Raw genomic sequence first — 21,317 nt, forward strand, 5'->3', positions numbered from 1 at the left:
AGCAAACAGGAGAGACATCCCATGTATGACGTCAGCGCAAATGGCGCGAACATTCCCGCCCTCGGTTTCGGCACCTTCCGCATTCCGGAAGACGATGTCAGGCGCATTCTGCCGGAGGCGCTGAAGCTCGGTTTCCGCCATGTCGATACCGCGCAGATTTACAAGAACGAAGGGGCCGTGGGCGAAGTCATCGCCAAGTCGGGCATTTCCCGGCACGATATATTCCTGACCACAAAGGTCTGGGTGGACCGCTATCGCCACGACGATTTTCTCGCTTCCGTTGATGAGAGTCTTGCAAAGCTGAAGACCGACTATGTCGACCTTTTGCTGCTGCACTGGCCAAAGAGCGATGTGCCGCTTGCCGAGCGCATGGGCGCGCTGAACGCGGTGCGCAAGGCCGGAAAGGCGCGCAATATCGGCATTTCCAACTTTAACGTGGCGCTGACCGACGAGGCGGTGAAACTGTCCGACACGCCGCTTGCCACCAACCAGATCGAATATCACCCCTATCTCGACCAGACCAAGGTGATTGCGGCTGCGCGCAAGCACGGCATGTCGGTGACAGCCTATTACCTGATGGCCGACGGCAAGGTGCCGAACGACCCTGTTCTGAAGGATATCGGCGCGAGGCATGGCAAAACCGCCGCGCAGGTAACCCTTCGCTGGGCGGTACAACAGCCGGATATCGTGGCGCTTTCCAAGACGGCGACGGAAAGCCGCCTCAAGGAGAATTTCAATATTTTCGATTTTGCGCTCTCGGAAGAAGAAATGCGGGCAATCCATGCGCTGGCAAAGCCAAATGGCCGCATTGTCAGCCCCGGCCACCTCGCGCCCGACTGGGACAACTGAGGCGGTCGGTCATTCGCTCCGATCTCATCGCTCGGTCAGGGCCAGCTTCGCACCCAGCGCCACGAAAGCGGCGGCGAAGCTGCGCCTTAGCCAGGTGAGAACCGCAGGACGCGAAACGACCTGCTGCCGGACCGAGGCGGCAAAACAGCCGTAAAGCGCAAAGAGCAGAAAGGTCATAGCCATGAAGACCAGCCCGAGCTCGATCATCCGGCCTGTCGGTGAAAGCTCGCCCTGGGCGATGAACTGCGGCAGGAAGGCGAAAAAGAAGATCGACAGTTTCGGGTTCAGCAGATTGATGAGGATCGCCTCACCGATGACGCGGGCGGCTTTTTGCGGCTGCCTCGTCTCATTGATCTTCAGCGCGCCATTCTCCTGCAGCGTGTTCCACGCCATGTAGAGCAGATAGGCGACCCCCAGATATTTGACCACGCTAAAGGCCAGCGCACTGGTGTGCAGGATGGCGGCAAGACCGGTGATGGCGGCGAGCAGATGCGGCACGATACCGAGCGTGCAGCCGAAGGCCGCAATGACGCTCGCCCGCGCCCCCTGCGAAAGGCCGGCAGCCAGCGTGTATACCACGCCGGTGCCCGGAGAGGCGGCAACGATGAAGGATGTGATGAGGAATTCGGGTGTCATGGTGGGTCTCTCCTGTGGGTGAAGGGCAGGAGCATGAGGGTGCGTAGGATCGTTGTCTTGGATGAAATTGCAGGGCCAAATCCGCACACCGTCACCCCGGCCCCCGAGCCGGGATCCAGCGTGGTCAAGTCCTTGACCACGAAAGACTTCTTTCACGGCGCGGGCGCGCCATGGCTGGATGCCGGATCTAGTCCGGCATGACGACGGAAGAGCGCGACGATCCGCCGCCCGTCGCCGCCCGGTAAACCGCCGGCGTCACCCCGAACTGGCGCACGAAAACGCGGTTCAGATGGCTCTGGTCGGCAAAACCGGCAAGGAAGGCAACCTCGGCCGGCGGCTTACCTCCGGCCAGCGCGTGCCGGGCCAGATGGACGCGCCGCTGGAGAAGATAGCTGTGCGGCGTCAGGCCGGTTGCTTTTGCGAAGGCGCGCAGGAAACGGAATTGGCTCATGCCGGCTTCCGCGGCCAGATCGGCAAGGCGGAACGGGTGGGCAGGGTCGTCATCGATGCTGCTTTTCGCGCGCCTGATGGTGTCGGGCGAGGTCACCACGGGCGGTTTAGCCGCCGTCTCCATCGCAGCCGCCAGAAGCATCAGCAAGGTCTCGTCGCTGTGCAGGGTTTCGCCCGGTCGTTCCTTCGCAGTGACGGCGGAAAAGACAGCGTTGAACCGCTCCGCCAAAGGCCTTGCATCAACAGGATAGGCGAATTCGAAAAAGCCGCGATCCTTCTGACAGACATCGGCAATGACATCGCGCACGATATCGATGTCGAGATAGAGCATCCGCCAGGCGCGGCCGCCCTCCCCGAGCGGGATACCGTCATGTATCTCGCCGGGATTGACGGTGATGACCTGACCGGCGGCCGCTTCCACCATGCCACGGCCGGAAAGCGATTTCTGCGCGCCGCGTTCGATGACGCCGATACCGAATTGATCATGCATATGGCGTGGGAAAGAACGATCGCTATCCGCCACTACGGCGACGACACCGGGCATGCTGGTTTTCGGCATCAGGAACCGGCCTTGGGCCATGAAAGCGCGCACTCCTCAGATAGGAGCGCGACGCTATCACAGGATGCCCCCATGCGACAGACGCTGCCGCTCAAGGATGCATATGGTTGATCATGGCGAAGACCTGATCGAAATTTCCGTTCTGCGCTGCAAACCGCAGCGGCTTGCAGCGTTCCACCACCACTTCCTTCTCGTCCGGACGATTTTCGAGGATATCCATGACCTCGGCAATGAAGGCATCAAGCGGCATGGCTCTTTCATCCTTCGCCTGCCCCTCACCCATCAGCGTCGTCTGCACGTAAGGCGGCACGATTTCGATGACTTCCACCGGCGTCTCTTCAAGCTGCTCGCGCAGAGCGACCGAATAGGCATGAATGGCGGATTTGGTGGCGCTGTAGGTGGGGGTCAGCACCATCGGCACGAAGGCGAGGCCGGAGGAGACCGTCAGCACCGTCGCAGCGGGTTGCTTGAGGAAATGCGGCAAAAGCGCCGCCGTCAGGCGGATGGGTGCAAGAAGATTGGTGGCGATGGTTTCTTCGGCCGTGTCCAGATAATCCGGGGCTGCCGCGATGTCTTCCGGCCGCATGATGCCGGCATTGTTGATAACGGCGTTGAGAGTGGGATGGGCCTTTACGACAGCCTCTGCGAAAGCGCGGATGCCTGCCGCGTCCGTCGCATCCATCACCATCGAGGCCATGCCGGGATTGGCGGCCGTCACCTCGTCGAGCACGGCCTTGCGCCGGCCGGAAATGATGACCCTGTTGCCGACCTTGTGAAAGGCCTCCGCCAGAGCACGACCGATGCCGGAACCGCCGCCGGTGATGAGAATGGTATTGCCAGAGATTTTCATGGGAACATCCTTTGCTTGTTGGCTGAAAGGAAGTTAGCTATGATACTCTCCAATCGAAAGTAGGCACCCAAAAGATTTATACTTACCAAATGGAGAGTGTAAGATGAAGCGGCATGCAGCCGACCCGGCCATCGAGAACCGGCGCAAGGTTCCGCCACCGACGGATACAGATCCGGCAATAGAGGCGCTGGTTCAGGACATCATTGCCAAGGTGGCCGACAAATGGACGATGCTCATTCTCGAAGTGCTGGAAGAGCACGGCACGCTGCGCTTTACGCAGATTGGCAAACATGTGGGCAATATCAGCCAGAAGATGCTGACGAAGACGCTGCGGCAGATGGAAAGCGACGGGCTGGTGCGCCGCACGGTGCATCCCGTCATTCCCCCACATGTGGATTATGGCCTGACGAACCTTGGCCGCACGCTGGGCAGCGCTTTTTGCGGGGTGTGGATATGGGCGGAAACGCACCATGCCGAAATAGAAGAGGCGCGGCGCCTGTTCAAAGAACAGCCGCCACGCCCCGCGATGGAATAGTCCGGCTCAGGCGAACTGGCTGAGGCCCGGGACCGAGGCGATCACCTGATCGACGGTTTCATCGCCGGCATGCTGGCGGGCAGCGGCGATGGTTTCCTTGGCGAGGGTGGAAATCTCGCTCATGCCAAGGCCCTGGCTCATCAGCTGCTGGCCAAGCCCCATGATGCCGCCGCCGCCGATGGCGCTCATCAGGCCACCGAGCAGACCGCCGCCGCCGGCACCTTCGCCATTATACTGCGCCACCAGATCGCTCGCGCCGGGAATGGCTTCGATCATCCGCGCGATCGGGCCGTCGGCAGCCTCGCGCTGGAGAAAACCGAGAATCATGCCAATGGCCTTTTCAGCCAGTTCAGGGTCGATCCCCGCCTTTGCGGCGATCTGATCCACGACTTCGTTCATTCTTGCCTCCTGTTGAAAAACGACGTCAACTTCTGCGAACTGACGTTAACGTCAACGTAAAACAATCTCATGCGGCATTCAAGCGGCCATGAGCGGTGCGGCAACTTTCATCAAGCGCTTTTTCTTCATCGCCATCAAGCAGTTGTTGCGCCTTGAAACTGTCCTTATAAGATCATCGCAACCAAACTATGAAAGGGCTGCTCCCTGCCGGAGTCTCCCTATCATGCCGGAACACTTTTAATTCGGACATGACTTTTGCAAAATCCGCCGCGATTTTAGGGGTCGTGTTTCAGCCGCAGGAGAAATTGGTCGATGTTGCAGGACGGACAGCTCTATATCGGCACCAGCCGCAATCCGGATGACAGCCTGAACAAGGGCGAATATCTCGAACTGAAATTCGGCAACCGGCACGGCCTCATCACCGGCGCGACAGGCACGGGCAAGACCGTGACGTTGCAGGTTCTGGCAGAAGGTTTTTCGAAGGCCGGCGTTCCGGTCTTCTGCGCCGATATCAAGGGTGACCTTTCCGGAATCGCAGCCGAAGGCGAAGCGAAGGACTGGGTGCAGAAGCGCGCCGAACAGATCGGCTTTACCGATTTTTCCTACGGCAAATCGCCTGTCATCTTCTGGGATCTCTATGGCGAAAAAGGCCATCGCGTGCGTGCCACCATCGCCGAAATGGGGCCGCTGCTGCTCGCCCGGCTGATGGATGCTTCCGAGGCGCAGGAAGGCGTTCTCAACATCGCCTTCAAGATCGCCGATCAGGGCGGGCTGCCGCTGCTCGATCTGAAAGACCTGCAATCGCTCCTCAACTATATGGGCGAAAACGCAACGGAACTCTCCAACCAGTTCGGCCTGATTTCCAAGGCTTCGGTCGGTTCGCTGCAGCGCGGGCTGCTGGTTCTCGAACAGCAGGGCGCTGCCAATTTCTTCGGCGAGCCGGCGTTGAAGATCGCCGACATCATGCGTGTGGGCACCGATGGGCGCGGCACGGTTTCGGTTCTCGCCGCCGACAAGCTGATGATGAACCCGCGCCTTTACGCCACCTTCCTGCTCTGGATGCTCTCCGAACTCTTCGAAGAGCTTCCCGAGGTCGGCGATCCGGAAAAGCCGCGTCTGGTGTTCTTCTTCGATGAAGCGCATCTGCTGTTCAACGATGCGCCGCGCGTGTTGGTGGAGCGTGTGGAGCAGGTCGTGCGCCTCATCCGCTCCAAGGGCGTTGGCGTTTATTTCGTGACGCAGAACCCGCTCGACGTGCCGGAGACCGTGCTTGCCCAGCTCGGCAACCGCGTGCAGCATGCGCTGCGCGCCTATACGCCGCGCGAACAGAAAGCCGTGCGCACGGCAGCCGATACGTTCCGACAGAACCCGGCCTTCAACACGGCAGATACCATCACCACGCTCGGCACGGGTGAAGCGCTGATTTCCACCCTGCACGACAAGGGTGCGCCCTCCATCGTCGAGCGCACGCTCGTCAGGCCACCATCCGGCCGCGTCGGACCGCTGACGGATGCGGAACGCAAATCGCTGATCGATCTCAGCCCCCTCTCCGGCCAATACGACAGGGATATAGACCGGGAATCGGCTTTCGAGATTCTTGCCGCCCGTGCCCAGAAGGCGGCGGAGGCCGAGGCTGCGAAGCGTGCTGAAGAAGAAAATGCCCAAAACCAGTCCGACAACGCCTCCGGCCGCTGGCGCCTGCCCGGCTTCGGTGATGACGAACCTGCGCAAAATTCCAGCGGCTCACGCAACGGCGGCACGCGCCGTTCCGGCTACCAGCGCGAAACGGTGATCGAGGCCGCGATGAAAAGTGCTGCACGTTCGGTCGCGACTTCGGTGGGCCGCGCCATCGTGCGCGGGATTTTGGGTAGTTTGAAGCGATAGCAACAGGCGCGCCGCCCGCTCTCGATGGAGCGGGCGGCGCTTGATTGGCGTGGTTATCACTTCTCGCGGTAGAAGATCATGCCGCCGTGGTAGAGAATGTCGTCCACGAATTCGCCATCGGCCGTAAAGCCGGTGTCGTCCCAATAGTCGATGTGGTTGCCCTTCACCTCATACCGTCCCTGATAGGCGCTCTTGCGGTTACCCCGCGCCTCGTCATAGCGGCCATTGGGCAGAAGTTCCTGACGAACGTGGCCATCGCCGGTGACCCACATGCCGACATACGGATGGTTCTGGATCTCCGCGTTTTCGGTCATGTTCACTTCCGTGGCGTTGCTAGATTTGCGGTTCTCCCCTTCGGCGGAAGCCGCCGCAAGCAGGAGCGCAACCGATGTCGATACGATGTTCATTGTCTCTCCACTCCCGTTGCGGCATTGGCGCGGCGCTCCTCGAACAGTTCCGCAAGCGTGCGTGATGCGGCGATGGCTTTTGGGAAACCGGCCGGGACGGTGATGAGATAGATCATCTCCTTCAGTTCCTCGTCGGTTGCGCCCACATTCAGCGCATAACCGGCATGGACTTTCATCAGATCGCGCTCGCCAAGGGCCGCCATGACAGCGACGGCGGCCAGCTGGCGGGTGCGGTTGTCCAGACCCGACCGCGACCAGACCTCGCCCAGGGCATAGCCCTCCGTTGCCTGCGCCAGGAATGGAAACTCCTGCCGCATGCGCTCCAGATTGGCTTGCGGCTGGCCATTGTTGAGGCTGCGGACGACATCATCGCCGCGTTTCATTCGGTCATCCTGATACTGCGTATTTGCGAGCGCGGCGGCATTTCCACCGAGCATTGCAATCGCAAGTGCACTTGAAAAAATGGCTTTCATCTCAATCTCCTCAGGCAGCCGTTGGGCGGACGACGATTTCGTTGACGTCCACATCGTCAGGCTGTTCGATGGCGTAGCGCACCGCGCGGCCGATCGCGTCCGGCTTCAGGGCGATGGCCCTGTAGCTCTGCATCAGTTCGGCGGCGGCCGGGTCGGTGATGGTATGGGCGAGTTCGCTTTCCACCACGCCGGGGTGAATGCAGGTGACACGCAGATCGCGGTTTTCCTGACGCAGCCCGTCCGAAATCGCCCGCACGGCAAATTTCGTCGCGCAATAAACGGCCGCCGTTGGCGAAACCGCGAGCGCACCGATGGAAGCGATGTTGATGATATGGCCCGAGGCGCGGGCGGTCATCTCGGGCAGAACGGCCGCGACGCCATAAAGCACGCCCTTGATGTTGACGTCGACCATGCGGTCCCATTCATCGACCTTGAGCGACGACATCAGCGACAGCGGCATGATCCCGGCATTGTTGACGATGACGTCGATCTCGCCAAACGCCTTGCGGCCTGCCTCGGCAAAGGCTTCGACGCTGTGCCTATCGATGACGTCAAGCGGATGGACGACGACCTCAGCCCCTGTCTCGCGCAGTTCTTCGGCCAGCGCCTCAAGGCGATCCAGCCGGCGCGCGCCGAGCACCAGTTTTGCGCCGCCGGCGGCCAGCTCTCGCGCAATGCCTTCACCTATCCCGCTCGATGCACCCGTGATGAGAACAACTTTGTTCAATGTCATGGCTATCTCCTTGCTGTTACGGTCGGCTTTTTCGAAATCGACCGTTGCAGGGAAGATAGCGCTCAGGCATTGTCGCGATAACCGCCTTAATAGTTACCTCAATGGATAGAATTTCTAACCAATGAACATTGATCTCAATGCCGTCTCAACGTTCTGCCTTGTTGCCGAGGAACGGAATTTTCGCGCCGTCGCGGACAGGCTGGGCGTCACCCGCTCCGCCGTCAGCCAGACCATCCGCAAGCTTGAGGAGACAATGGGAATTGCGCTGGTCCAACGAACCACCCGCAGCGTGAGCCTGACGGAAGCGGGGCAGCAGCTTTACGCTGATGTCTCGTCTTCCATAGGCGCGATCTCGCAGGCGGCGCAGGCAGCCTCATCGCTTGGCGGCACGGTGCGCGGTCAGCTTCGGCTGGCGGTGTCGTCCATTGCAGAACGTTTCTTGTCGGGACCTCTGCTAGCAAGCTTTGCCGAGGCACATCCCGAAGTGCAGCTCGACATCGTCGTGACGGATGAAGAATTCGATATTGTCGCCGAGCATTATGATGCCGGCGTGCGTTTGGGAGAGCTTATCGAACAGGATATGATTGCCGTTCCGGTATCAGTTCCCCAGCGGCAGCTTGCCGTCTGTTCTCCTTCCTACCGGGACCGATTCGGCCTGCCCGACCAGCCACGCGAGCTGATCGAGCACAGGTGTATCGGCTGGCGGCCTCGTCCGGGTATTGCGCCATATAGATGGGAATTTGCCGAAAGCGGCCGGGAGTTTGCGGTGGCGGTGGAGCCTGCTTTCACCACCAACGACATGCAGCTGATGATCAAGCTCGCCTGTGCCGGTGCAGGCATTACCTTTGGCATGGAAGAGACATTCCGGCCCTATCTGGAGCGCGGAGAGCTTGTTTCCATGCTGGAAGACTATTCGCCCAGCTTCGCAGGGTTTTATCTCTATTATCCCAGCCGTCGCAACCTTGCGCCGAAGCTGCGGGCCTTTATCGATCATGTTCGCCTGTCGAGAGAGCGATGATCTGCCGGACGTTGCCCCGGCAGATCATCAGCAACAGACTTATTTCTTCTGCGAGACCAGCGAGAAATAGGCGCCCTGCGGATCGACGCAGTTAACGATCCAGCTGTCGCCGGGCACTTCCATCGGGCCGTTGACGACCTGTCCGCCGCCGGTGCTGACGCGAGTGATGGCGTCATCGATGCCATCCACATTGAAGTAATAACCCCAATGGCAGACGGGAACCTGCGGCATGCGTTTCATTATGCCGCCAACGGCTTTGCCGTTATGGGCGAAGATGCGGTACGGGCCCATTTCGCCCATGTCGAAATCATGGTCCTTGGTCCAGCCGAAGACATCGCCGTAGAAGGCCATCGCTTCATCGACATTGTCGGTGAAGAGTTCGTACCAGCCGACATGGCCCTGTTTCGCCTGCATATCCTCAGGGAAACCGCCGGTTTCCATTGGCTGCGGCGTCATGATGCAGAGCACGGCGCCATAGGGATCGGCCACCACGGCAAAGCGGCCGATTTCCGGGATATCCTGCGGCGGACGTCGGATCGCGCCACCTTTTTCGGCAAAACGTTTTGCCGTCGCGTCCACATCGTCGACATCGACATAGGCCGTCCAGTTCGGCGGAATGCCCTGGCCCTTGTGCTCGTCGGTCAGTTCCATGACGCCGCCCATGCCCTTGCCGTCGGCTTCCAGCACGAGATAGGGCATTTCCGGCGAGCCGAAATCCTTGGTCTGCCAGCCAACGACATGACCATAAAAGCGGGCGGCCGCTTCCATGTCGGGTGTCATCAGCTCGACCCAGATGAATTTTCCATGCGTATCGGACATTGTCGTCTCCTATGGAGGGTTTGGCGGGTGTTTCGGCAAGCGCCCGCCGCAGGGCGCGGCGGCACGTTCGTTCAGATCAAGTCCCGGCGAGCTTTACGACTTGCGCCGGAACTCCGATGTCATGAAGGTCTTGAATGTGCCGTCCGGCTGCCTGACGCTGCCGGAGAAACTGCGGTGATTGTCATCATGCAGCACCAGCACGTCGTGATAGGTCGCGGTGCCACCGGAACCGTCGAAAGCGGGGCCTTCCGCTTCCAGCGTCAGGGTCTTGCCGTCCTCTTCCAGCCAGCCCTTGTAGACCCAGAGATGCGTCATCATCGACCCTACCCAGGTGCCGACAAAATTGCCCTTGGCCGGATCGAAGCCGACCGTTATGACGGCCGTCATCCGGTCGCCGTCAGGCATCCTGCCGGTGCCTTCGCCGATGACCCACAACCCGCCGATGGAGCGGACGGTCTCCGTAAAACGCTGGTCCGGATCATCAGGATCGTATCCTTCATGGCCGGCAACCATTACCCAGTCGCCGACGAGCCTAGACAGGAATTCGTGTTCCTTCTGCGGCTTGACGCTTTCCATTTCCATTGTCGTCTCCTCCTCTCGTCTTGCCGTTTTCAGTGGCAGCAGGATGCGGCTTTCGGCGCGTCCTCATATTGGTCGTGGCGGCGCACCCAATCCATTACACCCTCTTCATTACGGCCTTTTGGCACCAGATCGAGCAGCATCAATGTGCCGAGCGTCTGCTCCGCGCCGCGGGCATAAGTGGAATAGGTGTGATAGATCTTGCCGTCCTCGCCCCTGGCGAAAACGCTGATGCCGTGCAGGTCCTTCAGGTCGCCATAGGGCGCCATGTCACGGTAATTGTAGGTGATTTCGCCGCTTGCCATATCCTCGTCGCGAAACGAGGCCTGATAATCGTAATTGAAATCCGTGCCTGCGGCTGAAACCCAGGGGAATTTCCATCCCATGCGGTTTTTGTAGCTTTCGATCTTTTCAAGCGGTGCCCGCGACACCGCGACGAAGCCAGCATCGCCATGCTTGAGATGGATCAGCGCGCCATCGACGTGATCGGCGAAGAAGGAGCAGCCAACGCAGCCCTCCTCCCAGTCCGGCGCCAGCATGAAGTGGTAGACGATCAGCTGACTGCAATCACCGAACAGCTCCTGCAGCGATTTGGGGCCGGAAGGCGCGTCGAAGATATAATCCTTCGTCACCTCCTCCCACGGCAATGCGCGACGGGCTTCGTTCAGCCTGTCACGGGCACGGGTCAATTCCTTTTCCTTCACCAGCAGATCGCGGCGGGCCGCAAGCCACTCCTCTTTTGAAACGACGGGATGAGACATGATCTTTCCTCCTTGGATCCGTCCTTCACCTCGGCGCCGCTCCGTCCCAACGGCCGGCACCGCCTATTTCTGTGCTGAAAGGCAACAAACAGTCTGCAGAGCACCAAGTTCCGCTTGACTAATTAGGTTGATATCAACATATTTGGCGCATGTCAAACGTCAGCGTGATTCCTTTTGCGACAACCATTCTCGTGCGTGATTCCTGCCTGTGCCTGCATGCACAGCGTGCGGCACGTGCGCTGGCACGGCTGTTCGACAATGCGTTGAAGCCGGTGGGCATCAACAATGGTCAATTTTCGCTGCTGATGTCGCTGAACCGCCCGGAGCCGCCGCCGATGGGGCCGGTCGCCAATCTTCTGGCGATGGACCGCACGACGTTGACGGCGGCGCTGAAGCCGCTGGAGCGGCGCGGGCTGGTCAGCATCGAACAGGACCCGAAGGACAAGCGCGGCAAACGGCTGCGGCTGACGGCTGACGGGATGGCCGTACTCGCCGCCGCGTTCCCGATATGGGAGCAGACCCATGCGGAAATCGAAGCAAAGATTGGAAGCGGTGACCCTGAAAGACTGCGCCGCGACCTCATCGATCTTGGCTGACAGGGACGGAGCGCCCCGGCAAGACTGTCATCCGGTTGTCGCGCCGGAGAGCGAAACTGAACGAAACGCAATCCAGGAGGAATGATCATGCGTGCAATCGTTTTTGTAAAAGCCACAAAAAGCAGCGAAGACGGCGTGATGCCGACGACGGAACTGATGGAGGCAATGGGGAAATTCAACGAAGAACTGGTCAATGCCGGCATCATGCAGTCCGGCGACGGCCTGCACCCCTCCTCCAAGGGTAAGCGCGTGATCTTCGACGGCGACAGCCGCACCGTGATCGACGGTCCCTTCCCGCACACCAACGAGCTGGTCGCCGGTTTCTGGATCTGGAACGTGAAGGATATGGACGAGGCGGTGGAATGGGTGAAACGCTGCCCGAACCCGATGTTGGAGCGCAGCGAAATCGAAATCCGCCCCATGTTTGAAATGGAAGACTTCGGCGACGCGGTGACACCTGAAATCGCCGCTCATGTCGAAGAACTGCGGGCGCGTGTCGGCAACCAATGACGCCAGCGGGCCGAACGAGCCCGGCTGAAAGGATCAGGTGCGGCATCGACTACATCTCGCACCGGGTAGGCCTTGCCGCATCGGCCCTACCCACCCCTTCTCAAAGTGGGTTGCAACGGATCGCCGCCGCTGTTAATGGTCGGGCGGTTCAACCCGTTTCAAGAAAGGAGGCTTCGCATGGATATTTCCTGCTTCTGGCGCAATCGTCAGCTCTGCCACCTTTTTGCCCTGCGGACACGTTTGCAGGGCTGACCGGAACACCACCCCTCTGGTTTGCCTAAAAGGCCGCGCAGGACGCAGTTCGTCTGCCATTGCGCATAGTTTCACGACGGATCAACGATAACCGAAACCCCGTCCTGCACGCGCAGGCAACGGTGCGGGTCCGTCTTCGCCAGAGACGACATCATGACCATCATTACGCTGCGCAACCTCGGTATCATCCTTGGCAAACCGCTTTTTTCCAATCTCAGCCTCACCGTGAATGCGGGCGACCGCATCGGCATCGTCGCCGCCAATGGTTGCGGCAAGTCCACCCTGCTCAATTGCCTGGTGGGCGACATGGAGCCCAGTAGCGGCGACATCAGCCGGCTGCGCGGGCTAACCCAGTCCATCGTGCACCAAAATCCACCTGCCGCCCTGATGGAGCTGACCATGCGGGATGCCGTGCTCTCCGCCCTGCCGGCGGATACGATCGATAGCGAAAGCTGGCGCGCAGACATCATCTTCGATGACATGCTGGTGCCGGAGCCGTTCCGCGAGCGTCGCCTGAAAGAACTGAGCGGCGGCTGGCAGAGGCTTGCCATGCTGGCCAAGGCCTGGATCACAGAGCCTGACGTGCTGCTGCTCGACGAGCCGACCAACCATCTCGACCTTGAAAAGATCAACGTGCTGGAAAGCTGGCTGGGCGCCCTGCCGCGCGACACGGCCGTCATCATCGTCAGCCACGACCGCGCCTTTCTCGACAATGTCACGCGGACGACGCTTTTCCTGCGGCCTGAGAACTCGGCGCTGTTTCGCCTGCCCTATGGCCGTGCGCGCGCGGCGCTGGAGGAGGAGGACGCCGCCGATGAGCGGCGTTTCCAGCGCGACATGAAAACCGCACAGCAGTTGCGCCGGCAGGCGGCCAAGCTCAACAATATCGGCATCAATTCCGGCAGCGATCTCCTGACCGTTAAAACCAAGCAATTGCGCGAGCGTGCGGAAAGGATCGAGGAGAAAGCGCGCCCTGCCCATATCGAACGATCCGCCGGCAAAATCCAGCTCGCCAATCGCGGCACCCATGCCAAGGTACTGGTAACGCTGGAGGATGTGGCCGTCTCCACGCCGGACGGAACGGTGCTGTTCCGCACCGGCCGGCAATTCATCCGCCAGGGCGACCGCATCGTCATTCTCGGTCGCAACGGTGTCGGCAAGACGCGGCTGATGTCACTGCTGCAGGCGGCGGTGACGGGTGATGGCCATATTCAGGAGGGCATCAAGGCCACGCCCTCGCTAGTAGCCGGATATGTCGACCAGTCGCTTGCCGACATCGATGACGACAGCACGCCGGCGACGCTTCTCTCGCATCGCTTCGACATCGGCGACCAGCGCATCCACGGCCTGCTCGCCGGCGCCGGCATCGACATGGAAATGCAGAAACGCCGGATCGCCACGCTCTCAGGTGGGCAGAAGGCGCGACTTGCCATGCTGGCGCTCAGGCTGGCGGAGCCGAATTTCTACCTGCTGGACGAGCCGACGAACCATCTGGATATCGAGGGACAGGAAGCGCTGGAGGCGGAAATCATCAGCCGTGAAGCCAGCTGCGTCTTCGTTTCGCATGACAGGAGTTTTGTGCGGACGGTAGGTAACCGCTTCTGGCTGATCGACAAGCGCAGGCTGGTGGAAGGTGACGACCCGGAAGCGTTTTTCGCTTCCGCCTGACATCATCGGCCCACCAAGAGGATGAAACAGAGAACGCCCGTCAGCCCAGCAGGCTGGCGAGGCGTGGATCACCGGCAAAATCCGCGGCCGAAAAACCGGTTCGCCGCATCGGGAATTCGCACAGCGCCTGCACCCCGGTTTTCGAAAGATGGATGCGCCAGCTCATCCGCTCCACCGGCGATTTTTCGGCGAAGGCCTTCGGCGACAGGATGGCAATGTTGAGGCCGCCTGCCGGATCGCGCACCGAGCGGTAGAGTATGGCCTCGATCCGGGCGAGACGCGCCTGATCCGCTAGTGTCTGGCAAGCTTCGTAATTCGTGGGATCAGTCCACAGGGCCTCGTCACGGTTGAGTGCCGGTTCGGTCAGATCCAGCGCGGCATCGGTGGCGACGCGGGCGGCAAAGGCGGAATAGTCGGCTGGATTGGCAGGCAGCGGCGTGCCAGGCGATTCGGCGTAAAACAGCAGCCGGTAAAAGGCCATTTCAGCAAGCGCCGTTTCCACCTTCGCGGCGGCGTAATAGACGCCTTCGGTATAGCCCGCGCGGCGGAACCGCGAGCCATGCGGATAGGCTGCGCCATAACGGAAGGGCGTCGCGAGAAGATAATCAAAACCGGCGCATTCGGGTGGAAACGGCCGCTTGCTCGCCTCCAGAATATCTTCCAGCAGCGATTGCTCCTCCACCGTATCCACCAGCTTCATGGTGGAAACCTGGTGCTGCGCCTCCACCAACCGCCAGTATTTTCCCGCCGCAGCGCGTTTTTCAGACAGGAGCGCGTCGGGCGTCCAGATAGGAGAGGACATCGATCAATCCGGTAATGGTGGTCAGCTTGTCGGCAGGTACGGCGCCGAGCGCCGTGTTATGATTGCGCAGCCAGCTTTTCGCCACGGCCTCGTCGCCGCCGGCAATCGCATCCAGCGAACGGAAAACCCGGATCAGCAACACAGCCAGTTCAAAAGATTTGGCACCCGGCTCCAGCAGGAAATCAAGCCGCTTCATACGCGACACCGTGGGCGCGGAAACGCCAAGAATATCCGCCGTGCGGGCGGCATTCAGGCCGAGCCGCTCCGCGGCGGCGATGACAGCCTTGGTGACGACCCTGCCTTGCGATGCGGGGTCCGCGGTGGCCTTGGTGTGAATATTCATGGGTATATCCTTTCCTTGGAAAGAATATAGCACATTTCTTTCCGCAAACAAGAAGGGCGGAATGAACGCAGGAATGACGATCCACTGCCCAAGCCTGATATTTATCGTGTGCAGGGCGCCCCGCCCCGTCACCCCGGACTAGATCCGGGGTCCAGCGCGATCAAGTCCTTGATCGCGATAGACTCCTTTCAAGGCGCAGACGCGCCGGGGCTGGATGCCGGATAGTCCGGCATGCGGAGGAGACGTCGCGGTCCACTTCAGGCCGGGATGAACCCGCCACACATTTCAGACCTGAAAAATCAGGCTACCGAGACCGGCACTTCCGTGGAGGTGCGCATGGCGTGGCTGTAGGGGCAGACGATGTGCGCAGCAGCAACCAGTTTTTCAGCAACTTCGCGCTCGACACCAGGAATATTGGCCTTCAGCGAGACTTCGATGCCGAAGCCGCCGCCATCCTCACGCGGGCCGATACCGACGGTTGCCGTCACAGTGGTGTCTTCAGGAATCTTTACCTTTTCCTTGCCTGCGACGAATTTCAGGGCGCCGAGGAAGCAGGCGGAATAACCGGCTGCAAAAAGCTGTTCCGGATTGGTGCCGCGGGCGCCATCACCGCCCAGTTCCTTGGGAACGGTGAGTGTGACGTCGAGAACGCCGTCTTCCGACTTGGCGTTACCGGCGCGGCCACCGGTGGCAGATGCTTTGGTCGTGTAGAGAATTGGCATGACATTTACTCCTTCGGGTTGGCGTTGAGGCTCTTATAGCGAACAATTGAATTGTGCGCAATATAATTTTGCACATTGAATGCGAATTCGTTTTTTGCGATAATTTTCACGAAATTTCGCCGCGCATCCATGCGGCAGGAACCGAAAGCGGGGGCCGATTGTTCCCTCCCCGGTTGATTTTGGAGCAGGAAAATGGGTGCAGAGGGCGACGACAAGAAGATGGAAAGCCTGCTGAGGCTGGACCAGCAGATATGTTTTGCGCTTTACGGCGCGGCGCATGCCTTCACAAGGGCCTACAAACCGCTGCTCGACCCAATCGGGCTGACTTATCCGCAATATCTGGTCATGATGGCGCTATGGGAGAAAGAGACCTCCACCGTCAAGGCGCTCGGCGAAATGCTGGGGCTCGATTCCGGCACCCTTTCCCCGCTGCTGAAAAGGCTGGAGCATGCGGGGTTGATCACCCGCAAGCGCGGGACGGTGGACGAACGACAGGTGCTGGTGGCCCTGACGCCAAAGGGCGCGAACCTTAAAAAAGAGGGCGTGAAGATCATGGCGGCGATCGGCAATGCCACTGGTTGCGGTCTGGAAGAGTTGGTGCAGATCCGCGACCGGGTGAATGCGCTGAAGGACAGCCTCACCCGACCCTGACGTAACAAAAAAGGCGGCACGGAGCCGCCTTTTTTCATATGAAGAAGTCTCGGCTCACTGCCAGACCACGACACGCGCCTTCTGCGGCACGCGGTCGTAGAGATCGATGACGTCCTGGTTCATCAGGCGCACGCAGCCGGAGGAGACCGCCTTGCCAATGGAGTTCCACTCCGGCGAACCGTGCAGGCGGTAAAGTGTGTCCTTGCCATTCTGGAAGATATAGAGCGCGCGGGCGCCGAGCGGGTTCTTCAGGCCCGGCGGCATGCCGCCGTTCTTGGAGGAATATTTGGTGAGTTCCGGCTGGCGGGCGACCATTTCGTCCGGCGGTGTCCACTTCGGCCATTTCTGACGCCACTGGATGACGCCCTCGCCCGACCAGGCGAAACCTTCGCGGCCAATGCCGACGCCATAACGCATGGCGCTGCCGCCCGGCTCCACCACGTAAAGGAAGCGCGAACGCGTATCGACGACCACGGTGCCTGGACGTTCGCCCGTCGGATCAACGACCCGCTGGCGGTAATAACGCCGGTCGATTTTCTGATACGGCACGGCAGGAATGACGTAACCGCCATCCTCGACCGAGCCGTACATGACGGCCAGTTCCGCGTCGCTGACGCCGGACGAGAACATCTGGCGGAAATCGCTGCCAATGGCACTTGCCTGCTGGCGGATGGCGTCTCCCGTGCCCGATGAGGCGCAGCCTGCGAGAAGCGAAGCGGAAGAAAGGCCAAGAAGGGAAAGAAAGGTGCGTCTGGAAAGATCTGTGTCGGTGCTTGTCATAAGGCCGGTTTGTCCCACATTTCGAACGGCTAGATCGCCGTTGTACGTCATTTGTTCCGTATCATGCGTATTGCGAAAATAGTTAACCGACCGCTAAAAGCCAGTCACAAGCTGCTGGCGGAATGGGTCCCCTATCTCTTTCTTTTAGAACGTGTTCAGATAACCACAATCTGCGCACCCTGCGGCACGCGCTCATAGAGATCGATCACATCCTGATTGAGCATGCGCACGCAGCCGGAGGACGTCGCTTTACCGACAGACTGCCAGTCCGGCGTGCCGTGCACACGGTACAGCGTGTCCTTGCCATCCTTGAAGATATAAAGCGCACGTGCGCCAAGCGGGTTGTTCAGACCCGGCGTCATGCCGCCATTGGCGGCGGAGATGGAGGCGAGTTCCGGCTGGCGCTTGACCATTTCATCGGGCGGCGTCCAGCGCGGCCACTTGGCCTTCCACTGGATCTTGCCACGGCCCGACCAGGCGTAACCGTCACGTCCCAGCCCGACGCCATAGCGGATGGCCTTGCCGCCGGATTGAACGAGATAAAGGTAATGCTGCTTCGTATCGACCACGATGGTGCCAGGCGCTTCCGCCGTCTGGTAGCTGACTTCCTGCCGGAGATAACGCGGATCGATGCGGCCATAGGGAATGGCCGGCAAGGAGCGATCCTCATCGCGGATCGGGCCATACATGACACGGTGCAGCGGATTGGAGACCGGCAGACCATAGGCCACCGCCTGGCCTTGGCTCTGACCCTGGGGCACATTATAGCCCTGCACCTGCGGGGCCTGCAGCCCCTGGCCGCGCACCGGCGGGCCATATTCCTGATGGAAGCGGGTTCGGAACAGATCCGGCGGGCGCGTCGAAAGCTGGCCCGGCTGCGGCGGCAGTTCCGGCTGGCGATTGGAGCTGACGGAATTGAAATTGAACACTGGCGCCGTTTCCCTGACGAAGACGTCCGGATCCATCCGGGTCGTATCCGTCACGAAAAGGCAGCCGCTCATCAGGGGCAGCAGGGCAAGCCCGACCAGAGAGGCCGCCCGGCGACCGTTTTTCAAAAGGAGTGCTATCATCTGAACCGCTTCATGGAATCCAATCTGAGGCCATGATGGACCGCGCGGCTGGCGCGAAGCTGGCGTCGGTTTTTCAAAAAAAATCGAAGAACTGCATTTTTTCTCTTGAAGCTCTAGTTGCTAGAGGTGCCAGATTGGCTGTCGAGTGGAATTCAGGAGCGAAACCATGAATATTTCGACACGCGGCAGTTTGAACGGGGAACCGGAGGCCCTGACCTTTTCGGTCGGTGGCATGGATTGCGGCAGCTGCGCGGCCAAGATCGAAACCGCGCTGTCGCGCCTGCCGGGCGTTGCCGACGTCAAGGTGTCAGTGGCCCGCGAGCGGCTGAACCTTTCGCTTGCCGAAAACAAAACCCCGGTGGAAAAAATCGAGGATACGTTGCGCAAGCTCGGCTTCAAGCCCGCTCTGCTGCCGCGCGAAAAAGCGCCCGCAGCAAAGGTGGAGGCCGATCATCACGACCATTCCTCCTGCGGCGGTCACCATAATGACACGCCCCAAACGGCTATTGAAAACAACAATGCGCTGACCTTTTCGGTCGGCGGCATGGATTGCGGCAGCTGCGCGGCCAAGATCGAAACCGCACTGTCCCGCCTGCCCGGCGTTGCTGACGTCAAGGTGTCGGTGGCCCGCGAGCGGCTGAACCTTTCGCTTGCCGAAAACAAAACCCCGGTGGAAAAGATCGAGGATACGTTGCGCAAGCTCGGCTTCAAGCCGGCCCTGCTGCCGCAGGAGAAGGCCGCGCGCGAAAAAACGCCGGATCAAAAGCACGAACACGATCATGATCACGCGACATGCGGTGGCCATCACGATCATGATCATTCCGGTCATGATCACTCCGGGCATGATCATTCCGGCCACGACCACGCGGCGCATGACCATTCGGGAGACGAGCAGCATTCCTGCAACGGGCATGACCACGATCACTCCGGCCATGATCATTCAGGTCACGATCACGGACACGACCATGCGGGCCATTCCCACGCTGCCGCACCTGCCGCCGCAAACCAGAGCGCCGAGATAGGGCACGCCCATGGCGCGGACGAAAAAGGTGCATGGTGGCGCACCGCCAAGGCGCGCAACACCTTCACCGGCACCATTCTGGTCGCGATTGCCTATGCGGCGGAACTGACCTTCCCGGCCTGGGGTAGTTACGCCTTCATCGTCGCCACGCTGGTCACGCTCTTCCCGATCGCACGCAATGCCTTTAATGCTGCCCGTTTCGGCGCTGTCTTCACCATCGAGATGCTGATGACCATTGCCGCCATCGGCGCGATCATCATCGGCGAGGCGGAAGAGGCGGCTATCGTCGTGCTGCTGTTCTCCGTCGGCGAATTGCTGGAAGGCTTTGCCGCCGCCCGCGCCCGCTCCGGCATCAAGGCGCTCGGTTCACTGCTGCCGAAAACGGCGATGGTGGAGGAAAACGGCGCGCTTCGGCAGGTCTCCGCCGATCAGGTTCGCATCGGCCAGGTGGTCGTGGCGCGCCCCGGCGACCGTATCGCCGCCGATGGTGTTGTCATCGACGGCCAGTCCAGCGTCGACGAATCGCCGATGACCGGGGAAAGCATTCCCGTCGCCAAGGACAAGGGCGACCGCGTCTTTGCCGGCTCGATCAACCATGACGGTTCGCTGCGCATCCGCGTCGACCGTGCGCCGGAAGACAACACCATCGCCCGCATCATTACGCTGGTCGAAGAAGCACAGGATGCCCGCGCGCCGACCGAGCGCTTCATCCAGAGCTTCTCGCGTTATTACATGCCGCTGATCGTCGCGATCTCGGTGCTGACCATCATCGTGCCGCCGCTCGCCGGTCTCGGCGACTGGGATACCTGGATTTACCGTGGTCTCGCGCTGCTCCTGATCGGTTGCCCCTGCGCGCTGGTCATCTCGGTTCCCGCCGCCATCGCCTCCAGCCTTTCGGCTGCGGCACGCCACGGTATGCTGGTGAAGGGCGGCGCGGTCATCGAAATGCTGGCGCGCACCGAAACCGTCGCCTTCGACAAGACCGGCACGCTGACGCTTGGTGAGCCTGTCGTGACGGATGTGATCACTGTTGATGGCAACGAGGCCGAGCTGATTGCGCAGGCCGCGACCATCGAGAACGAGTCGAGCCATCCGCTCGCCCGCGCGATCGTCAATCATGCCGAAAAGGCCGGCGTCAAGCCGCTGCCCGGTTCCAACATCAAGGCGATTTCCGGTCGCGGCATGCAGGGCAATGTCGGCGGCAAGGACCTGTTTATAGGCGCACCGCGCTTTGCGACTGAGGTCGGTACGCTTTCAAAGGACCTCTCCGATCGCATCTCTGCGCTGGAAAGCGAAGGCAAGACGGTGGCTGTCGTCATGGCCGGCGGTGCGGCAAGCGGCCTCTTCGCCATGCGCGACGAGCCGCGCAAGGATGCCGCCGAAGGCGTCAAGGCGCTGAAGGAAATGGGCATTTCCTCGCTGATGCTGTCGGGTGACAATGCCCGCACGGCGCGTGCCATCGGCAACAAGCTGGGCCTAGAAGCGCGCGGTGAACTCCTGCCGCAGAACAAGGTCGAGGAAATCCGCAAGCTTGCCGAAAAGAAGACCGTGGTCATGGTGGGTGACGGCATCAACGATGCGCCGGCCCTTGCGGCGGCCAGCGTCGGTGTTGCCATCGGCTCGGGCACGGACGTGGCGATGGAAGCGGCGGATGCGGCGCTGATGCGCAACAATGTCGGCGACGCCGCCCGCCTCATCGGCCTTTCGCGCGCCACCATGAACAATATCCGACAGAATGTGACGATTGCGCTCGGCCTGAAGGCGGTGTTCCTGGTCACAACAGTTACCGGCCTTTCCGGCCTGTGGCTTGCCGTCTTCGCCGATACGGGCGCCACGGTTCTGGTGACCGCCAATGCAATGCGGCTGCTTGGATATTTCAACCGCAACAGGGGCTGACATTCCATTTGCGTGCAAGACGGCCGGGTCTCGTCCATCGAGGCCCGACCGTCT

At 60.7% G+C, this 21,317-nt stretch carries 24 protein-coding genes; 9 read left to right on the forward strand and 15 right to left on the reverse strand.

The features are described from left to right. Nucleotides 1-21: 21 nt before the first annotated feature. On the forward strand, nt 22-849 hold the full coding sequence (locus tag FHW77_RS16160) for an aldo/keto reductase (RefSeq protein ID WP_004440545.1): 828 nt from the start codon (nt 22-24) through the stop codon (nt 847-849). A gap of 24 nt (nt 850-873) precedes the next feature. Here the strand turns inward: FHW77_RS16160 and FHW77_RS16165 are convergent, their stop codons facing one another. From FHW77_RS16165 to FHW77_RS16175, 3 genes are all read right to left on the reverse strand, one after another. Further along, nucleotides 874-1,485 (reverse strand): LysE family translocator, encoded by a 612-nt coding sequence (locus FHW77_RS16165; protein ID WP_004440543.1) that lies wholly within the window; start codon nt 1,483-1,485, stop codon nt 874-876. A gap of 187 nt (nt 1,486-1,672) precedes the next feature. Beyond that, on the reverse strand, nt 1,673-2,515 hold the full coding sequence (locus FHW77_RS16170; RefSeq protein WP_004440542.1) for a helix-turn-helix transcriptional regulator: 843 nt from the start codon (nt 2,513-2,515) through the stop codon (nt 1,673-1,675). A 70-nt stretch (nt 2,516-2,585) separates the two neighbouring features. Then, entirely contained in the window at nt 2,586-3,344 is a 759-nt protein-coding gene (locus FHW77_RS16175) for an SDR family oxidoreductase (RefSeq protein ID WP_004440540.1), read from the reverse strand. 103 nt (nt 3,345-3,447) lie between these two features. Here FHW77_RS16175 and FHW77_RS16180 point away from each other — a divergent pair, with 103 nt between their 5' ends. Beyond that, entirely contained in the window at nt 3,448-3,879 is a 432-nt protein-coding gene (locus FHW77_RS16180) for a winged helix-turn-helix transcriptional regulator (RefSeq protein ID WP_004440539.1), read from the forward strand. 6 nt (nt 3,880-3,885) lie between these two features. On the opposite strand, the gene FHW77_RS16185 is transcribed toward FHW77_RS16180, so the two are convergent. Beyond that, nucleotides 3,886-4,278, reverse strand: a complete 393-nt coding sequence (locus FHW77_RS16185) for a hypothetical protein (RefSeq protein WP_004440538.1) — start codon at nt 4,276-4,278, stop codon at nt 3,886-3,888. A 312-nt stretch (nt 4,279-4,590) separates the two neighbouring features. Between FHW77_RS16185 and FHW77_RS16190 the strand changes: the two genes are divergently transcribed. After that, nucleotides 4,591-6,162 (forward strand): helicase HerA-like C-terminal domain-containing protein, encoded by a 1,572-nt coding sequence (locus FHW77_RS16190; protein WP_004440537.1) that lies wholly within the window; start codon nt 4,591-4,593, stop codon nt 6,160-6,162. Nucleotides 6,163-6,218: 56 nt separating this feature from the next. Here the strand turns inward: FHW77_RS16190 and FHW77_RS16195 are convergent, their stop codons facing one another. The 3 genes from FHW77_RS16195 to FHW77_RS16205 are packed head-to-tail and all read right to left on the reverse strand — an operon-like array spanning nt 6,219 to nt 7,775. Beyond that, complete coding sequence (locus FHW77_RS16195; RefSeq protein WP_004440535.1) at nt 6,219-6,569, reverse strand: Atu4866 domain-containing protein; 351 nt, start codon at nt 6,567-6,569, stop codon at nt 6,219-6,221. Next, nucleotides 6,566-7,042 carry a carboxymuconolactone decarboxylase family protein gene (locus tag FHW77_RS16200; protein ID WP_004440533.1) on the reverse strand — a complete coding sequence of 159 codons (477 nt, stop codon included), beginning with the start codon at nt 7,040-7,042 and terminating at the stop codon, nt 6,566-6,568. The genes FHW77_RS16195 and FHW77_RS16200 overlap by 4 nt, the downstream gene beginning before the upstream one ends. Before the next feature lie 10 nt (nt 7,043-7,052). Further along, nucleotides 7,053-7,775 (reverse strand): SDR family oxidoreductase, encoded by a 723-nt coding sequence (locus tag FHW77_RS16205; RefSeq protein ID WP_004440531.1) that lies wholly within the window; start codon nt 7,773-7,775, stop codon nt 7,053-7,055. 121 nt (nt 7,776-7,896) lie between these two features. Here FHW77_RS16205 and FHW77_RS16210 point away from each other — a divergent pair, with 121 nt between their 5' ends. Next, entirely contained in the window at nt 7,897-8,793 is an 897-nt protein-coding gene (locus tag FHW77_RS16210; RefSeq protein ID WP_004440529.1) for a LysR family transcriptional regulator, read from the forward strand. A 39-nt stretch (nt 8,794-8,832) separates the two neighbouring features. Here the strand turns inward: FHW77_RS16210 and FHW77_RS16215 are convergent, their stop codons facing one another. From FHW77_RS16215 to FHW77_RS16225, 3 genes are all read right to left on the reverse strand, one after another. Beyond that, entirely contained in the window at nt 8,833-9,612 is a 780-nt protein-coding gene (locus tag FHW77_RS16215; RefSeq protein WP_004440528.1) for a VOC family protein, read from the reverse strand. A 93-nt stretch (nt 9,613-9,705) separates the two neighbouring features. After that, nucleotides 9,706-10,194 (reverse strand): DUF1579 domain-containing protein, encoded by a 489-nt coding sequence (locus tag FHW77_RS16220; protein ID WP_004440527.1) that lies wholly within the window; start codon nt 10,192-10,194, stop codon nt 9,706-9,708. A 29-nt stretch (nt 10,195-10,223) separates the two neighbouring features. Continuing rightward, complete coding sequence (locus FHW77_RS16225; RefSeq protein WP_004440526.1) at nt 10,224-10,952, reverse strand: DUF899 domain-containing protein; 729 nt, start codon at nt 10,950-10,952, stop codon at nt 10,224-10,226. 149 nt (nt 10,953-11,101) lie between these two features. On the opposite strand from FHW77_RS16225, the gene FHW77_RS16230 reads away from it, so the two are divergent. The 3 genes from FHW77_RS16230 to FHW77_RS16240 all read left to right on the forward strand — a co-directional run bounded on the left by FHW77_RS16230 (nt 11,102) and on the right by FHW77_RS16240 (nt 13,978). Beyond that, entirely contained in the window at nt 11,102-11,548 is a 447-nt protein-coding gene (locus tag FHW77_RS16230) for a MarR family winged helix-turn-helix transcriptional regulator (protein ID WP_004440524.1), read from the forward strand. 87 nt (nt 11,549-11,635) lie between these two features. Continuing rightward, nucleotides 11,636-12,058 (forward strand): YciI family protein, encoded by a 423-nt coding sequence (locus tag FHW77_RS16235; RefSeq protein ID WP_004440523.1) that lies wholly within the window; start codon nt 11,636-11,638, stop codon nt 12,056-12,058. Nucleotides 12,059-12,463: 405 nt separating this feature from the next. Beyond that, nucleotides 12,464-13,978, forward strand: coding sequence for an ABC-F family ATP-binding cassette domain-containing protein (locus tag FHW77_RS16240; protein ID WP_004440520.1), 1,515 nt, complete (start codon nt 12,464-12,466; stop codon nt 13,976-13,978). A 40-nt stretch (nt 13,979-14,018) separates the two neighbouring features. Here the strand turns inward: FHW77_RS16240 and FHW77_RS16245 are convergent, their stop codons facing one another. From FHW77_RS16245 to FHW77_RS16255, 3 genes are all read right to left on the reverse strand, one after another. Further along, nucleotides 14,019-14,780, reverse strand: a complete 762-nt coding sequence (locus tag FHW77_RS16245) for an RES family NAD+ phosphorylase (protein WP_004440518.1) — start codon at nt 14,778-14,780, stop codon at nt 14,019-14,021. Then, nucleotides 14,740-15,123, reverse strand: a complete 384-nt coding sequence (locus FHW77_RS16250) for an MbcA/ParS/Xre antitoxin family protein (RefSeq protein WP_004440515.1) — start codon at nt 15,121-15,123, stop codon at nt 14,740-14,742. Before FHW77_RS16250 ends, FHW77_RS16245 begins: the two co-directional genes overlap by 41 nt. Before the next feature lie 299 nt (nt 15,124-15,422). Next, nucleotides 15,423-15,845, reverse strand: a complete 423-nt coding sequence (locus tag FHW77_RS16255; protein ID WP_003509379.1) for an organic hydroperoxide resistance protein — start codon at nt 15,843-15,845, stop codon at nt 15,423-15,425. Nucleotides 15,846-16,037: 192 nt separating this feature from the next. On the opposite strand from FHW77_RS16255, the gene FHW77_RS16260 reads away from it, so the two are divergent. Further along, complete coding sequence (locus FHW77_RS16260; RefSeq protein ID WP_004440509.1) at nt 16,038-16,496, forward strand: MarR family winged helix-turn-helix transcriptional regulator; 459 nt, start codon at nt 16,038-16,040, stop codon at nt 16,494-16,496. 54 nt (nt 16,497-16,550) lie between these two features. Here the strand turns inward: FHW77_RS16260 and FHW77_RS16265 are convergent, their stop codons facing one another. Continuing rightward, nucleotides 16,551-17,276 carry a L,D-transpeptidase gene (locus tag FHW77_RS16265; RefSeq protein WP_004440507.1) on the reverse strand — a complete coding sequence of 242 codons (726 nt, stop codon included), beginning with the start codon at nt 17,274-17,276 and terminating at the stop codon, nt 16,551-16,553. Between the two features lie 155 nt (nt 17,277-17,431). Further along, nucleotides 17,432-18,346, reverse strand: coding sequence for a L,D-transpeptidase (locus FHW77_RS16270; RefSeq protein ID WP_004440506.1), 915 nt, complete (start codon nt 18,344-18,346; stop codon nt 17,432-17,434). Between the two features lie 166 nt (nt 18,347-18,512). Here FHW77_RS16270 and FHW77_RS16275 point away from each other — a divergent pair, with 166 nt between their 5' ends. After that, nucleotides 18,513-21,263, forward strand: coding sequence for a heavy metal translocating P-type ATPase (locus tag FHW77_RS16275; RefSeq protein WP_004440503.1), 2,751 nt, complete (start codon nt 18,513-18,515; stop codon nt 21,261-21,263). The last annotated feature ends 54 nt before the right edge of the window (nt 21,264-21,317 follow it).

The sequence above is a fragment of the Agrobacterium sp. RC10-4-1 genome (assembly GCF_014138475.1).
GTDB lineage: Bacteria > Pseudomonadota > Alphaproteobacteria > Rhizobiales > Rhizobiaceae > Agrobacterium > Agrobacterium pusense.